At 63.1% G+C, this 14,385-nt stretch carries 11 protein-coding genes; 3 read left to right on the top strand and 8 right to left on the bottom strand.

Annotated features, from left to right (window positions below; translation table 11 throughout):
- Window positions 1-3 precede the first annotated feature (3 nt).
- Genes K3F44_RS05630 through K3F44_RS05605 form a run of 6 tightly spaced genes read right to left on the bottom strand, consistent with a single transcriptional unit; the run spans window position 4 to window position 8,494 of the window.
- The gene (locus K3F44_RS05630; RefSeq protein WP_220633518.1) at window positions 4-1,059 is read right to left on the bottom strand and encodes an NADP(H)-dependent aldo-keto reductase; all 1,056 of its coding nucleotides are present in this window, start codon (window positions 1,057-1,059) and stop codon (window positions 4-6) included.
- A gap of 39 nt (window positions 1,060-1,098) precedes the next feature.
- Entirely contained in the window at window positions 1,099-2,454 is a 1,356-nt protein-coding gene (locus K3F44_RS05625; RefSeq protein ID WP_220633517.1) for an LLM class flavin-dependent oxidoreductase, read from the bottom strand.
- A gap of 14 nt (window positions 2,455-2,468) precedes the next feature.
- Window positions 2,469-3,725: an acyl-CoA dehydrogenase gene (locus K3F44_RS05620; RefSeq protein ID WP_220633516.1), complete on the bottom strand. Its 1,257-nt coding sequence runs from the start codon at window positions 3,723-3,725 to the stop codon at window positions 2,469-2,471.
- A gap of 19 nt (window positions 3,726-3,744) precedes the next feature.
- Complete coding sequence (locus K3F44_RS05615) at window positions 3,745-4,677, bottom strand: ABC transporter permease (protein WP_150571929.1); 933 nt, start codon at window positions 4,675-4,677, stop codon at window positions 3,745-3,747.
- Window positions 4,674-6,395 carry an ABC transporter substrate-binding protein gene (locus K3F44_RS05610; RefSeq protein WP_220633515.1) on the bottom strand — a complete coding sequence of 574 codons (1,722 nt, stop codon included), beginning with the start codon at window positions 6,393-6,395 and terminating at the stop codon, window positions 4,674-4,676. Before K3F44_RS05610 ends, K3F44_RS05615 begins: the two co-directional genes overlap by 4 nt.
- A complete protein-coding gene (locus K3F44_RS05605) occupies window positions 6,395-8,494 on the bottom strand; it encodes a TonB-dependent receptor domain-containing protein (RefSeq protein ID WP_259407030.1) in 2,100 nt (699 codons plus the stop codon). Before K3F44_RS05605 ends, K3F44_RS05610 begins: the two co-directional genes overlap by 1 nt.
- A 479-nt stretch (window positions 8,495-8,973) precedes the next feature.
- Between K3F44_RS05605 and K3F44_RS05600 the strand changes: the two genes are divergently transcribed.
- Complete coding sequence (locus K3F44_RS05600; protein WP_220633514.1) at window positions 8,974-11,088, top strand: TonB-dependent receptor domain-containing protein; 2,115 nt, start codon at window positions 8,974-8,976, stop codon at window positions 11,086-11,088.
- 45 nt (window positions 11,089-11,133) lie between these two features.
- Here K3F44_RS05600 and K3F44_RS05595 read toward each other — a convergent pair whose 3' ends face one another.
- On the bottom strand, window positions 11,134-11,763 hold the full coding sequence (locus K3F44_RS05595; protein ID WP_101318957.1) for a glutathione S-transferase family protein: 630 nt from the start codon (window positions 11,761-11,763) through the stop codon (window positions 11,134-11,136).
- 167 nt (window positions 11,764-11,930) lie between these two features.
- Here K3F44_RS05595 and K3F44_RS05590 point away from each other — a divergent pair, with 167 nt between their 5' ends.
- Both K3F44_RS05590 and K3F44_RS05585 read left to right on the top strand, forming a co-directional pair.
- Window positions 11,931-12,233, top strand: coding sequence for a DUF2388 domain-containing protein (locus K3F44_RS05590; protein WP_101318955.1), 303 nt, complete (start codon window positions 11,931-11,933; stop codon window positions 12,231-12,233).
- 192 nt (window positions 12,234-12,425) lie between these two features.
- A complete protein-coding gene (locus K3F44_RS05585) occupies window positions 12,426-13,442 on the top strand; it encodes a zinc-binding alcohol dehydrogenase family protein (RefSeq protein WP_101318953.1) in 1,017 nt (338 codons plus the stop codon).
- A gap of 28 nt (window positions 13,443-13,470) precedes the next feature.
- Here K3F44_RS05585 and K3F44_RS05580 read toward each other — a convergent pair whose 3' ends face one another.
- Window positions 13,471-14,370 carry a LysR family transcriptional regulator gene (locus K3F44_RS05580; RefSeq protein ID WP_409077666.1) on the bottom strand — a complete coding sequence of 300 codons (900 nt, stop codon included), beginning with the start codon at window positions 14,368-14,370 and terminating at the stop codon, window positions 13,471-13,473.
- Window positions 14,371-14,385: the final 15 nt, after the last annotated feature.

Below are 14,385 nucleotides of genomic sequence, written 5' to 3'. Positions count from 1 at the left end.
GGCTCAAGGCGCCGGATTTGGCGTACGCCGATGCACAGCCTGAATCTCGGCCAGCAATTCGTCATCCAGTTGCAGCTCCAGCGCACCGAGGTTGTCGTGCAACTGCGCCAGGCTGGTCTGGCCAGTAATGGCACTGGCTACGAACGGCTGACGGATGACGAAGGCCAGCGCCAGCTGCGCTGGGCTCAAACCTCGCTTGACGGCGATCTGCACATAGCTGGCGATGGCGCTGTTGGCTTCACTGCTGTCGTAGCGGTTGAAGGTGCGGTACACCGACGACAGGCGAGCGCCTTCGGGGCGTGCGCCATCGAGGTATTTGCCGGTCAGCGTGCCGAACGCCAGCGGTGAATACGCCAGCAAGCTAACGCCGTCACGGTGGCTGAACTCCGACAAGCTGTTCTCATACAGGCGGTTGAGCAAGCTGTACGGGTTCTGGATGCTGGCAATGCGCGGCAAATCGCGTTGTTCGCTGTGCCGCAGGAACTGCGCCACGCCCCACGGCGTTTCGTTGGAAACGCCGATATGGCGGACCTTGCCGGCTTTGACCTGTTCGTCGAGCACCGCCAGGGTTTCAGCGATTGCAGCGCTGTCCGGGTGGTCATCCACGTAGGGGTATTCACGCGCGCCGAAGAAGTTGGTGGTGCGGTCCGGCCAGTGCAACTGATACAAGTCCAGATAGTCGGTGCGCAGGCGTTTGAGACTGCCATCCAGCGCGGCAACGATATTGCGCCGATCATGGTGCGAGAGGCCGTCACGAATGTGCGTCTGCCCGGCAGGATCACGCGACGGCCCGGCAATCTTGCTTGCCAGCACCAGTTTGTCGCGGTTACCGCGTGCAGCAAGCCAACTGCCGATGAAGCGCTCCGTGGTGGTCCAGGTTTCGGCCCGGGTCGGCGTTGGGTACATCTCGGCGGTATCGATCAGATTGATCCCGGCGGCGATGGCGGCGTCCAGTTGCTGGTGGGCATCCTGCTCGGTGTTCTGGTGGCCCCAGGTCATCGAGCCAAGGCTGAGCAGGCTGACGTTGAGGTCGGTATGGCCCAGGCGGCGATACTGCATGATGTGATCCTTTTCGATAAATGACTGAAGGCGATGGTCTCAGGCCAGCCGCGCGAGGCCCGCGCTGTTGGCCTGGGTGTACTGGTTGTTGGCCTTGGGCAAGCCGAGGTGATCGCGCAAGGTGCGGCCCTGGTATTCGCGGCGGAACAAACCACGCTTCTGCAGTAGCGGAACAACCTCTTCGACGAACACCTGCGCGCCTGACGGGAACATGTCCGGCATGATGTTGAAGCCGTCGCCGGCGCCAACCAGGAACCATTCGGCCAAGGTGTCGGCAACCTGCTCGGGGGTGCCGACGGCCAACCGGTGGCCCACCAGAATCCGCCGCGACAGCTGGCGGATGGTCAGGTTCTCGCGCCGGGCCAGGTTCAGTTGCGCCTCGAGAAACCCATGCGAGCCGCGCTCGAAGTCCGCTACAGCGCCGATTTGCGCCCAGGGCAGCGGCGCGTCCGGGTCCAGTTCGCGGGCATCAATGCCGATCCGCCCGGCCACTTGCTGCAGCAAACCGTGCTCACCGTGCCAGGCATTGAGCTGGTCGAAGCGCGCGTGGGCCTCGGCCTCGGTGCTGCCGATTACCGTCGACAGCCCGGGCATGATCTTCAAGTGCTGCGGGTCGCGGCCCCAGGCTTGGGCGCGTTGTTTCATCTCGCGATAAAAGGCCAGGCCGTCGGGCAAGGTGGTCTGGGTGGTGAAGATCGCATCGGCGTAACGTGAGCCAAGCGCTTTGCCGCCTTCGGACGAACCGGCCTGGACCAGCACTGGCCGGCCTTGCGGCGAGCGTGGCAGGTTGAGCGGGCCCTTGACCTGGAAGTGCTCGCCCTTGAAGTCCACCGTGTGCACTTTGCTCGGGTCGGCAAAGCGGCCTGTGGCGCGGTCGCCGATGATCGCGTCGTCCTCCCAGCTATCCCACAGTTTGAGGGTTACATCGACGAATTCCTCGGCACGGCCATAGCGGTCGACATGCAGCGGCGCGCCGCTGAGGCCGAAGTTTTGCGCGGCGGCATCGCCGGCGTTGGTGACCACGTTCCAAGCGGCACGGCCGCCGCTGATGTGATCCAGCGAGGCGATCCGCCGGGCCAGGTTGAACGGCTCGTTGTAGGTACTGGAACAGGTGGCGATGACGCCAATATGTTCGGTGGCCGCAGCCACGGCGGTAAGCAGCAGGGTCGGCTCCAGGCGCCCGCCCGGCTGGCTGGCGACATCCGCTGACAATGCCGGGCCATCGGCGAGAAAGATCGCGTCAAGGCAGCCACGTTCGGAGATGCGCGCGATGTTGCGGTAATAGTCGACGTCGATATAGGCATTCAGCGCAGCCTCGCCCTGACGCCAGGCGCCGGAGTGTGAGCCAAAGCCGAGAATGTTCATGCCCAGGCTCATCTGTTTTGCTTGCGTCATGGGGTTGCTCCTGTTCAGACAGCGCTGGCTTCATCGAAGGTAGGCTGCACGTCACTGACTGCCGACTGTTTGGCCCGCCAGGCGGCAGCCGGGCTGATGCCGTTGAGGTAGTAGTTGCCCAGCGCCTGCTCGCGATAGATCGCTGGATTGTGCGATGCCAGGGTGCGCGCGTTGCGCCAGTGGCGGTCGAGCCGACGCTGGTTGCTGGTGGCCGAAGCGCCGCCGACTTCGAACAGCAAGCTGGTCGCCTCAAGTACTTGCGGCAAAACGATCTGTTGCGCCTGGAAGGCGTGCACTTCGGCATCGGTGTAGAGCTGCTCCGGCACCGCGCCGAGCTGGCCGGCTGCAGATGCAGCCTGCAGGCTCTGGGCAACCGCGCCGACCTGCGCCTCGGCACTGAAGGCCAGGCTCGACAGGCGCCCGACCACTTGCTGCACCAGTGGGTCGTCAGCCGGTCGCGACTGGCCGGGCAAGCCGAACGCGCGGGTGCGGCCCTGTACAAAGCCCACGGCATCCGCCAGGACAGCCCGGGCGATGCCTGCCAGGGTGGCCAGGTGAACGGCCTGGTAGAACGCCGTCAGGTACGATTCGGCGCGCAGTTCGCGCTTGGCAAAACGACGCAGAATGTGCCGTTCGGGGACGGCAACCTGGTTGAAGCGGGTGGTGCCGCTGCCGGTCAGGCGCTGGCCAAAGCCGTCCCAGTCATCGACCACTTCAACCCCGGCCGCGCGGGTCGGCACCGCCAGGCTGACGAAGTCGTCGCCATGGTTGGCCACGGCTGCAACCCAGTCCGCGTAGAGCGTGCCGGTGCAGTAATACTTTTCGCCATCGAGGCGATAGCCGCCCTCCCCACTGTCGCTCAATTGCACCGTGTTGCTGGTGCTGTCAGTGCGCTCGGCCATGGCCGCACCCCACAGCTCACCGGCGGCAACGCGGGCAAACCAGTACTGCTGCGAATCAGCATCGGCTGCCGACAGGCGACCTTCGACGAAGCCAAAGTGCGCTCGAAAGATCTGCGGCAGATTCGAATCAGCCTGCCCCAGGCGCACCAGCTGGCGCAGCAACTGCGGCAGCGAGGCGCCCAGCCCGCCGTGGACGTGCGGGACCCTGAGCGCGCCAAACCCCGCTGCGCGCAACCAGGCCACTGGCTCATGGGCCAGGGCTCGTTGCTGCTCGCGTTCAACAGCACCGGCAGCGATGCGGGTGTAGATCGGGGCGAACCGCGCGTCCAGTTCGGCATCGGTGATTGCAGTGTTCGATGGGTGACTCATGACGGTTCCTTTCACGGATTCAATGATGGGCAGTGCGCGGGTCAATGGCCTGCGTCAACAGGTCCACCAGCAGATTGACCAGCACGTAGATGGCAGCAGCCAGCAAGGTCACGCCGAGCACCAGCGGCACGTCCTTGTTGGCAGTCGCGTCGAGCATCAAGCGGCCGATGCCCTGGCGGCCGAACAGCAGCTCGAGCACCACCGCCCCGCCGAGCAGGCTGGCGAATACATATCCGGCCAGCGTCACCAACGGCACCAGCGCGTGACGCAAGGCATGGCGCAGGCGCACGCCGGTATCGGACATACCGCGAGCGCGTGCCTGAGTGATGAAGGGTTGCTCGAGCACCTGTTCCAGTGACTGGCGCAGCACCTGCGCCAGCAGCGCAGCGATGGGCAGACCCAGCGCCAGACTGGGCAGCAGCAGCGACCGCCAGCCGGCCGAGCCGGACGGCGGCAGCAAGTGGAAATAGAAACTAAAGGCCAGCAGCAGCACCGTCCCGATGACGAAATTGGGTACCGCCGAGAGCACCAGCTCGACCCCCGATACCAGCGCCCGCAAGCGCCGTCCGCGGTTGGCGGTGAGCAGCGCCGACGCCAGAGCCAGCACTACCGCCAGCAACGCTGCAGTGCTGGCCAGGGCCAAGGTCGCACCGAGTTGCTCGCCGATCGCCTGCACCACCGGGATGCGCAAGCGGTACGACTCGCCAAGATCACCCTGAGCAAGGCGTCCCAGGTAGCTCAGGTACTGCCGCCACAGCGGCTGATCAAGGCCGTACTCGGCGCGCACCTGGGCCAGCAGCTCGGCGCTGGGCATTGCATCCGGGCCGCCGACAATCGCCAGCGCGGTATCACCGCCACTGTGCTGCATGCCCAGAAAAGTCAGGCTGGCTGCCGCCCACAGCACAATCACACCATCGCGCAGGCGGCGCAGTACCGTCGCCACTAACTTCATGGTTGCTCCTTGGCCAGCCACACGCTGGTGAACAGAGGGACATTGTGCGAGCCGTCGAACAGCACGCCGGCGACGGCCTTGCGGTAGGCCAGCAGCATCTGGCTTTCTACCGACGGCACTGCCGGCACGGTCTCGCCGAGCCGTTGCTGGGCCAGCCGATAGAGCTCGCGACGCCGCTGCGGATCGGTGCTGCGGCGCGCCTCGCCCAGGTATTGGTCCAGTTGCGCATCACGAAAATGGCCAACGTTCTGACCAATCAAACGCGCGCTGGGAATGGCATTGCTGTGATAGAGGATGTACAGGCCGTCAGCCGTATTGGTGTGCCAGTAGCCACCACCGATCGCATCGAACTCACCGGCGTAGCGCAGCTGCATGACCCGCGTCAGCGGCAGTACTTCGATGGCCATGGCAAAGCCGATCTTGCGCAAATCGGCTTGTACCGCCACTGCAACGTTGGCCGGAAACGCCGGGTTGTCATAGGTGAGCAAGGTCGCTTGCAGGCACTGGCCGTTGCGCATGCGTACGCCATCGGCAGCGCGCTCGGTCCAGCCGGCCGCATCCAGCAGGCGATTGGCTGCGGCCGGATCGAACGCCAGTGCGTCCTGCGCGACCGGGTCGTAGCCTGGGGTATTCACGGCGAGATAGTCGCCCTTGGCGAGAAATTCGCCAAAGCCCGATATCCATGCCAGGCCGTCGCGGTCGATGGCTTTGGCCATGGCCTGGCGCACCCGCACATCGTCAAACGGCACCCGCTCGACATTGAAGGTGATGCTGCGCGCAGGATTGCCTTTGCGGATCCGGCTGCGCAGGGTCAATTGCGGGTTGGCGCGGATCGCAGCGGCGTTCTGCGGCGGTGCGTCGAGGGCCATGTCGCTGTCGCCGGCTTCCAGTGCGGTGTAGCGGATCATCGCCTCGGGCACATAGCTCAGTTCGAGCCGATCCAGATAAGCCTCGCCCTGATGTTTGATGGCCGCCGGCGACCAATCATAGCCAGCGCGACGGCTGAACACCGCGCCTTGGTCGCGCACATAGCTGTCGAGCACGAACGGCCCGCTGCCGATCGGCCGGGTCGCGATGCTACGAGGCGCCTCCAGGATCTGCTTCGGCGAAATCATGCCCAGCCATGCCTGCGAGAGCACGTCGAGGAACGGCGCGTAAGGCTCGCGCAGGGTCGCCTCGAAGGTGAACTCGTCGATCACCCGGCCCTTGAGGTAAGGCGCAATATAAGCGGCCGCCAGTGGGGATTTGGTCGCCGGGTCACGCATGTGCTCAAGGTTCAGCCGCACCGTCTCGGCATCGAACCGCGCGCCGTCGCTGAAGGTGACGTCATCGCGCAGGTGAAAGGTATAGGTCAGGCCATCGGCACTGATATCCCAGCCTTTCGCCAGCCAGGGCGTCAGCGTGCCGTCTTCGGCCTGATAGACCAGGCAATCGAACAGGATCCGCCCCAACCACTGCATGTTGCCGTGGGACAAGCCGTGGATGTCGAAGCTGCCCGAATCGGTGGCGGCAGACACGCGCAAGGTGCCACCGCGCAGGCCCTCACGCTGCTCGACAAAATCACTCGCCGGGTAGCGCATGATGCCGTTGACGGCCGTCACCGCCTCGCCTTTGAGGCTGCTTGCCGTGTGCGGCGGCGCGGGTGGCGAGCAGCCGCCGAACAGCAGCGCGCTGGCCAGCAGAATCGGCGTCAGCACGTGCCTTTGGGCAGCCGCCATCAGAAGCGCACCGCTACGCCGGTGGTGACTGAGAACGCATCACCCGGATAAAAATTGGCAGAATCGCGACCGTTGGCGTTGTAGGCGGTGTTGGCCGCACTGGCGTAGCGCTGGTCGGTGAGGTTGCGCAGGTCAGCAAACACTTCCCACTTGCGGCTCGGCGCCTGGAAGCCGACCTTGGCCCCCCACAGCAGGTACGACGGCGCCTGCCAGGTGTTGGCGTAATCGATGTAATAGCTGGAGGCTGCGCGCAGGTTGAGCGAGGCGTAGAAACCGCTGGCCTGGCGGTAGGCCAGTTCAGCCTGGTAAACCTGGCGCGGCAGGCTTGGCAGTTCGTTGCCGCCGAAGGTGTCGTCGTCGCGGTACTTGAAGTCGTTGAGGGTGTAAGCCTGGCGCAGGTCGAGGGTGTCGCCGCTGGCACCGGTCCAGAGCAGCGCATTGAGGCCGGCTTCGATGCCTTGGTGAATCGTCGGGCTGGCGTTCGAGGTCGCCGTCAGTTGGTCCTGGGTGGCGCTGGCCTGGCGCACCACCACAGTCAGCAGCTCATCCTGCACCCACGAGCGGTACAGGGTCAGGCTGCCATCGAAGATGCCATGACTGCCGCGCACACCGACTTCGAAGGTGGTGGCTTTCTGTGGCCGCACATCATAGAGAAACGGGTTGCCAGTACTGCCCAACTGCCAGGTCACCGGCGGGTCGATGCTGCGGCTGACATTGCCGAACAGCTGCAATTCGGGGTTGATCTGATAGCGCAGGCCGAGCCGCGGCGCCAGATCATTTTCGACATATTCAACCCGGGTCGGCAGGTTGCTGGGGTTGGCCGTGGTCAGCGTGGTGCCTTCGATCTCAGCCTTGCGGCGGATATTGACGAACGACAAGCCCGAGGACAGCCACAGCGCATCGGTCAATTGCAGCTCGTTGCCGAACGTCAGCACCGTGTCCCGCGAGCCGGTGTAGTTGGTCTCCTGGATTTTCGCGCCGGTGCTGCGATTGTGCGACTTGACGTCAGCCAGCGAAGCCCGGGTGTTGCTGAAGATAATGCTGCTGTCGCTGGGCAGGCCGAACAGGCGGTCGCCAGTACGGAAATAGCGCAGGGTCAGGTTGATGTCCTTGGAGCGCCAGTCCTGCGGCGTGGGTGAGTAGCGCCAGCCGTTGAGCAAGGGGTAGTTGTTGTATGAAGCGCCGACTTCGAGTTTGTTGCCATCGTCGAAGGTGTAGGTGGTCTTGTTGCCGATGAAGGTGGTGCCGTCCTTGCGCCGCCCGGTCGGGGCGCTATTGCTGCGCGGGTCGTGCTTGAGCTGTTGGCGGGTCAGCGTATTGCCGTTGGTGAGTTGCTCCTCGCGGTATTTGACGAACAGCCGGGTTTCCAGCTTGGGGCTGAACACATGACCGAAGTTGGCCGCCAGGCCGCGGCCTTCGTTGTTGGCCTGGTCCTGATAGCCGTCGCGCTCGTTGTGCAGCACGTTGATGTAATAGTCGCTGTCGCCGACTACGCCTCCGGTGCTCAGCTGTTGCTTGCGGTAACCGTAGCTGCCCACCTCGAAGCGGGCGTAATTACCCGGGTCGGTGCGCCCGGTCTTGCTGACGAAATTGATCGCACCGCCCAGCGACAGCGCTGCGTACTCAGAGGCGTTGCCGCCGTACAAGACCTCGGTGTGGTCGATGCCCTGCATGTCGAGGAAGTCTTCCTGGGTGCCGCCGGGACCGGTGATCGGCAGGCCGTCGAAAAGAAACTTGGTGCCCAGCACGTAGCCTTGATAGAAGGTATTGAGCCCGGAACCGCGGATCGAAATCTTGTTCGCGGCGGTGCCGCTGGTGCCTTGGGCGAACACTCCCGGCTGCAGGGCGAGCACGTCTTCGGCATTGGCAGCACGGCCCTGCTCGACCTGACGGTTGTCGATCACTGCAGTATTGCCGGCAACCTTCTGCAGGCGCTTCTGATCCTTCTGAGCGCCACTGGCTGCGGCGCCGGTGACGGTCACTGTGCCGAGGGTGGAATCCCCGGCAGCAAATACCGAGGGGCTGAGCAGCGCCATCAGCACTGCCACACTGGCGGCGTTGCCTAGCGGGTGACCGGTAAGTCGAACTTTCGCACGCAATGCTGATACTCCCTTTATATATATCACCGCCGCACCTCGCTGTTTCGAGGGCCACCGTTGAATGCTGGTAAAGTGAGTACTGCAGGTGTCGTGCCAGCTATTAAAGTACCTGTTTACTGGCCTTCAGGCGCCTTGCCTAGTTGTGCTCCAGCACAAACTGTTGCCGCTCTGTTGCTCAGCCAACAGTTGCCGGTATCTTTCCAAGAAGCGCTCAAGCACGGCCATCAGAGCAGTTTCGCAAAGACCACATCACTCCTTGATTCGGGTAATTAACATATAACCTTGAGTGTTTGAATGCCGACAGCCGAGCAACAATTAAGGTGCTTTTTACTCACGCATCGAAGACTGAATGACGGCGCGCCCCGCCCCGCAGTGTCTTTCCCAAGCTGGCATAAAACCTGCTCTGCAATTTGTGACAGGCCTGACTATGCCCATAGAACGCCGAGGCAACTAACTAATGAACTTCAAGGATTACCCCAATGCCCGTGCTGCAACCCAAGCAACTGCGTGTGGCTGTCCGCCACGCCACCCTGGCCACAGCCCTTAGCGCCACCCTGGCCAGCCCACTGTATGCTGCAGAGACCGAACGGACCCTGGGTACCGTCACCGTCCAAGGGGCAAAGCAGACTGCTGCGCAAGCGGCCAGTAGCCAACTGGCAGAGGTCCCTGGTGGCACCAGCGTGGTCGACAGCGAAGAAGTCGCCAAAGGCCGCACCGGCAACCTGCAGGACACCCTTGGCTATCAGCCGGGGGTATTCGTGCAGTCCACCGGCGGCAACGATGCAGCCAAGATCTCCATCCGAGGCTCGGGCGCAAACACCTCGCCGGGCTACTTTCGGGAAGGCATCAAGTTTCTCTTCGATGGCCTGCCGCTGACCGGTCCGGGCGGTACGCCGTATGAGTTCCTCAACGCCGCAGGGGTCAACTACACCGAGATCCTGCGCGGCGCCAACGCCTTCCAGTACGGTGCCTTGACCCTCGGCGGCGCGGTCAACTTCGTCAATCACAGTGGCTATACCGCGCCCGGCCTGCGCCTGCGTGGCGAGGCCGGCAGCTACGGTTACCAGAAGCAGAGCATCAGTTATGGCGGGGTCGAGGGCGACCTGGATTACTACCTGCAAGCCGACAACTACCGCAACGACGGCTACCGCGACTATAGCCTGTCGCGCAGTTCAGGCATCGTTGCCAATGCCGGCTACCGCTTCAGCCCCAAACTTGAAACGCGGGTATTGCTGCGTTACCGCGACGAATTCCACAATGACCCAAGCGCGACGACCCTCGCCGCGGCCAAGCACAACCCACGCCGGGCCAGTGCGACCGCCGAAAGCAGCGGTGCTGGTGCGCGCCGCCCCGGCAGCATATGGCTGGGCAGCAAGACCACCTACACCTTCGACGACGATGCCCGGCTGACCGTCGGTTTGTCCTACCACGACTACCGCCACACCAATAACCCGCGCAGCCCGACCAACCCCAGCTATTGGGACTGGCACGACCTCGGCCTGCTGCTCGGCTATGACCGCATCGACACCTTGTTCGGCCATGAAAGCCGCAGCAGCATTGCCTTCACCTCGACCCAACACCTGCGCGGCGGGGTCAATTCGGCCAATGACGACAAGGTCAGCTTGAAGAAAGTCGACTATCAGGATTCGTTCGACCGGGTGATCGCCCTGGGCAATGACCTCAACCTGGTCGATGGCCTGTGGCTGACCAGCGGTGTGTCGTTCGTCAACGTGCGACGCAAGGCCGACATCGACTATGCGGTGAACCCCAACCGCACCGACTTCCCGCAGCATGTCGACTACGACAACTGGAGCGTCGCCCCGCGGGTCGGTTTGCGCTATGAGTTCAGCCCCAACCTGCAGGTATTCACCAACCTCAGCCGCAGTATCGACCCGCCGGCATCCTGGGAATACTCAGGCTCCGGCCCGACTCTGCCGTACATTCGCCCGCTGGTGGAACAGAAAGGCAACACCTTCGAGGTCGGCATCAAAGGCTCGCATGGGATCTTCGACGGCAGCCTGGCGCTGTACCGCTCGTGGATTCACAACGAGTTGCTCAACGTGCAGATCATCCCGGCCAGCAATGGCGCGGCGGCGGTCACCGGCGCATTCAATGCCACGCCGACCATTCACCAGGGCATCGAAGCAGGCCTGAACACCCGCCTGTGGGAAAACCCGCAAGGCGATCAGGTGCGCCTGCGCCAGGTTTACACCCTGAACGACTTCTACTACCGCAACGACGATACCTTCGGCGACAACCAGCTGCCTGGCATCCCCAAGCATGTCTATCAAGGCGAGTTGCAATACCAGCACCACAGCGGCTGGTACAGCGGCGTCAACGTGCAGTCGGCATCGCGCACGGCAGTGGACTACGCCAACACGCTGTATGCGCCTTCGTACACGATCTGGGGCGCAAAAGTGGGTTACGAGGCGCCCAAGGGTAACTGGAAGGTTTCGCTGGACGTGAAAAACCTGGCCAACAAAGCTTATGTTTCGGCCATTACCCCCGTCTACAACGCGCGCGGGCAGGATTCGGCGTCGTTCTGGCCGGGCGACGGCATCGGCGCCTATGTTGGGCTCGAGCTGCGCTACTGACGGCAAACCGGCGTTGCCCCGCGCAAGCGGAGCAACGCCGACGGCTCAGAGGTTCGAGGCGCGCGGCATCAGTTCATAGGGCAACTTGAAGCCGGGCATAGCCTTGATCCGCTGTTTCCAGGCTTCGATATGAGGGAAATCACTCAGCTGCATGCCGGTATCTTCAGGCATGTACACGTAGCCGGCCAGCGATAGGTCAGCGATGGTCAAGCGCCCGCCGACCATATAGGGCGTGCTGCTCAGGTGCTGGTCGACCACGCGATAGGCCGCTTTTGCCCGATCGCGGAAGAACGTCGTGACTTCGGTTTCACCGGTCTTTTTCAAACCGTAGAGAAAACGCAGGGTCGCGTAATAGCTGGTGAATTTGTGGTTATCGAACAACATCCAGCGCCAGATCTCACGGCGCTCGTCTTCACTGTGCCAGCCAAACTTGCCCGTCTGCTCGGCCAGGTACTCGAGAATCAGCGCCGACTGGGTCAAAGTTTTGCCGTTGTGTTCAAGCACTGGCACTTCGCCCTGCTGATTGACCTGGCTGCGCCAGTCTTCATCTCGGGTCTGGCCATTGAAGAAGTCGACCGGCACCGCTTGCCAATCGCAACCGGTCAATTCAAGCATCAGCGCAACCTTGTAGGCATTGCCGGATTCACCAAAGCAGTGCAGCGTGTATTCAGACATGGTCGACCTTCAGCTTGGGTTGAATGAAACAGCTCGCCCAGCAGTAGAGCATGGCTCGGGTACGTAGACCACTGCGCGCGCGCAGCCAATTGAACTAGTTTCAGTCATTGCCGCTCTTATGATCATGCAGACATTCCCCTAGGCTTCACCCTTCTGGAGGTTTCGCCATGCGTCGTTTGATTGTTGTTTCTTCGCTGTTGGTTCTGCTGCCTGTTGGCTCGGCAATGGCCCGTGTCGATGGCCGTGATATCGCTACTTCGGCGGGTGTATCCGCTTCCCTGTACTCGACCTTCAAGGATGACAAGCGGATCATCCCGGCGCGTGACGAGCTGTCGGCATTCGTAGCCAGCGGCGGTGCCATCCGTGGCGCTTACGTTGAATCGGCGCTGGAGCAGGCGCGTCAAAGCAACCCTGGCCTGCAGGTCAGTGACGAAGAGCTGGCTCAGGCGATCCTGTCGCAAGACAACTGATCGCTGCTGTATGCGACAAACACTGGACCACGTCTACGCCCCGCGTAACGTGGTCTTTTGCTGTGCGGCTTTGATAATCATCCGTCATTTTCAACAAATCGACGAAACAGTCTCGGCGCGCCACGCCTTGGTGCCCTCACTGCCAGACGCTATGGTTGCTGCAACTCCTCACCACTCAGCGGAACAGCCTCCATGAAAGCCATTGTCTTTACTCAGCACGGCCTGCCGATCAGCGATCCTGCGGCATTGTTCGACACCGAGCTTGAGCAGCCCACCCCTGGGCCCCGCGATCTGCTGGTCGAAGTGCAGGCCATCTCGGTCAACCCGGTCGATACCAAGGTCCGCGCCGGCAGCGGCAGCACCGCGCAGCCGAAAGTACTCGGTTGGGACGCCGTGGGTATCGTCCGGGAGGTCGGCAGCGACGTCAGCTTGTTCCAGCCAGGCGATGAGGTCTTCTACGCCGGCGCCATCGACCGACCCGGCAGCTACAGCCAGTTTCACTTGGTGGATGAGCGCATTGTCGGGCATAAACCGCGCAGCCTCGACGCCGCCAGTGCCGCAGCGCTGCCGCTGACGTCGATCACCGCCTGGGAGCTGTTGTTCGACCGCCTGGGCGTTGCCGAAGGTGGCGGCCAGGGGCAGACCCTGCTGATCGTCGGTGCTGGCGGTGGGGTGGGCTCAATCCTTACCCAACTGGCCCGCAAACTGACCGACCTGACCGTGATCGGCACTGCCTCACGCGCGGAAACTCAGCAATGGGTCAAGGACCTGGGCGCGCATCATGTGGTCGATCACAGCCAGCCGCTGCCCGCACAGATTGCCCAGATCGGCGATGGCCAGGTCGATATGGTCATCAGCCTGACCCACACCGACCGCCACTTCGCTCAGCTGATCGAAGTCCTGCGTCCACAAGGTCGGCTGGCGTTGATCGACGACCCGGCAACTCTCGACGTCGTGCCGCTCAAGCGCAAATCGTTGTCGCTGCACTGGGAGCTGATGTTCACCCGCTCGCTGTACCAGACCGCCGACATGATCAAGCAGCACCAATTGCTGGATCGAGTTGCGGCACTGGTTGACGAAGGGGTGTTACGCACCACCTTGGGTGAGCACTTCGGTGCGATCAATGCACAGAACCTGCGCCGGGCTCACGCCCTGATCGAGAGCGGCAAGGCCAAGGGCAAGATCGTCCTAGAAGGATTCGACGCCTAGGCTTGCTCAGCCAGCGGCTGTACCTGGATCAATCGCCCAGGGCCTGCAGCCGCTGTAACAGGAATGCGCGCAATTGCTGCACCACCGGCGTCAATGACTGCCGGTGGGCACACACCAGGTGCAACGGCGTCGGCTGCCCCCAGGCCCGCGGGAACAGCTCGACCAGGCGCCCGGCCTCGAGGTCGGCGCGCACATCCAGCTGCGACTTGAACACCACACCCAGCCCCGCCACCGCCCAGCGCCGCACCACATCGGCATCATCACTGGTGCGATCGCCGGCGACCATCACCGCCTTGACGCCGTGCTCGGTATGAAAGCTCCAGCGTTCATGGGTCAGGTCGCCCATCATGTAGCGCAGGCAGTTGTGCTGGGTGAGCTCTTCTGGGGTGCGCGGCGCACCATGCCGGGCGATGTAGGCAGGTGCTGCGCAGAGGATGCGCCGGTTGTTCGCCGCCAGCGGCAGCGCCACGAGGCTGGAGTCGGCCAACTGCCCATAACGAATCCCCGCATCCAGTCGGTCACTGAAAAAGTCCGCAACCTGGTCGCTCAGCCTTAGCTGCAGTTCGATCCGTGGGTGCGCCGCCTGAAACTCATCCAGCCACGGCAACAGCAGGTTACGGCCCAGATCGGACGGCATCGACAGGCGCAGCGCCCCGGCAATTTCCTCGCGCCCGTCAGCCAGTGCCAACTCACCCTCGCTGAGTGCTTCCAGCACCTGACGGGCATGCGGCAGGTAGCGCTGGCCATCGTCGGACAGGCGCAGTTTGCGCGTCGAACGCACGAACAAACGGATACCCAGGCTGCGCTCCAGGCGCTGCACTGCACCGCTGGCCAAGGCCGGGGAAATATCCAGTTGCCGCGCCGCCGCCGAGAAGCTGCCGGCCTCGACGGTGGTGACGAATACCTGCAGATCGTCCATGCGCACCAGTTTCTTGATCAACCG

Source organism: Pseudomonas sp. S07E 245, assembly GCF_019599025.1.
Lineage (GTDB): Bacteria > Pseudomonadota > Gammaproteobacteria > Pseudomonadales > Pseudomonadaceae > Aquipseudomonas > Aquipseudomonas shirazensis.
This window is presented reverse-complemented; position numbering and strand designations above follow the sequence as displayed.

What these genes read in the sequence shown, in the direction of transcription:
- K3F44_RS05630 (WP_220633518.1), bottom strand. Translation starts at nt 1,059, where the DNA reads ATGCAGTATCGCCGCCTGGGCCATACCGACCTCAACGTCAGCCTGCTC.
- K3F44_RS05625 (WP_220633517.1), bottom strand. Translation starts at nt 2,454, where the DNA reads ATGACGCAAGCAAAACAGATGAGCCTGGGCATGAACATTCTCGGCTTT.
- K3F44_RS05620 (WP_220633516.1), bottom strand. Translation starts at nt 3,725, where the DNA reads ATGAGTCACCCATCGAACACTGCAATCACCGATGCCGAACTGGACGCG.
- K3F44_RS05615 (WP_150571929.1), bottom strand. Translation starts at nt 4,677, where the DNA reads ATGAAGTTAGTGGCGACGGTACTGCGCCGCCTGCGCGATGGTGTGATT.
- K3F44_RS05610 (WP_220633515.1), bottom strand. Translation starts at nt 6,395, where the DNA reads ATGGCGGCTGCCCAAAGGCACGTGCTGACGCCGATTCTGCTGGCCAGC.
- K3F44_RS05600 (WP_220633514.1), top strand. Translation starts at nt 8,974, where the DNA reads ATGCCCGTGCTGCAACCCAAGCAACTGCGTGTGGCTGTCCGCCACGCC.
- K3F44_RS05595 (WP_101318957.1), bottom strand. Translation starts at nt 11,763, where the DNA reads ATGTCTGAATACACGCTGCACTGCTTTGGTGAATCCGGCAATGCCTAC.
- K3F44_RS05590 (WP_101318955.1), top strand. Translation starts at nt 11,931, where the DNA reads ATGCGTCGTTTGATTGTTGTTTCTTCGCTGTTGGTTCTGCTGCCTGTT.
- K3F44_RS05585 (WP_101318953.1), top strand. Translation starts at nt 12,426, where the DNA reads ATGAAAGCCATTGTCTTTACTCAGCACGGCCTGCCGATCAGCGATCCT.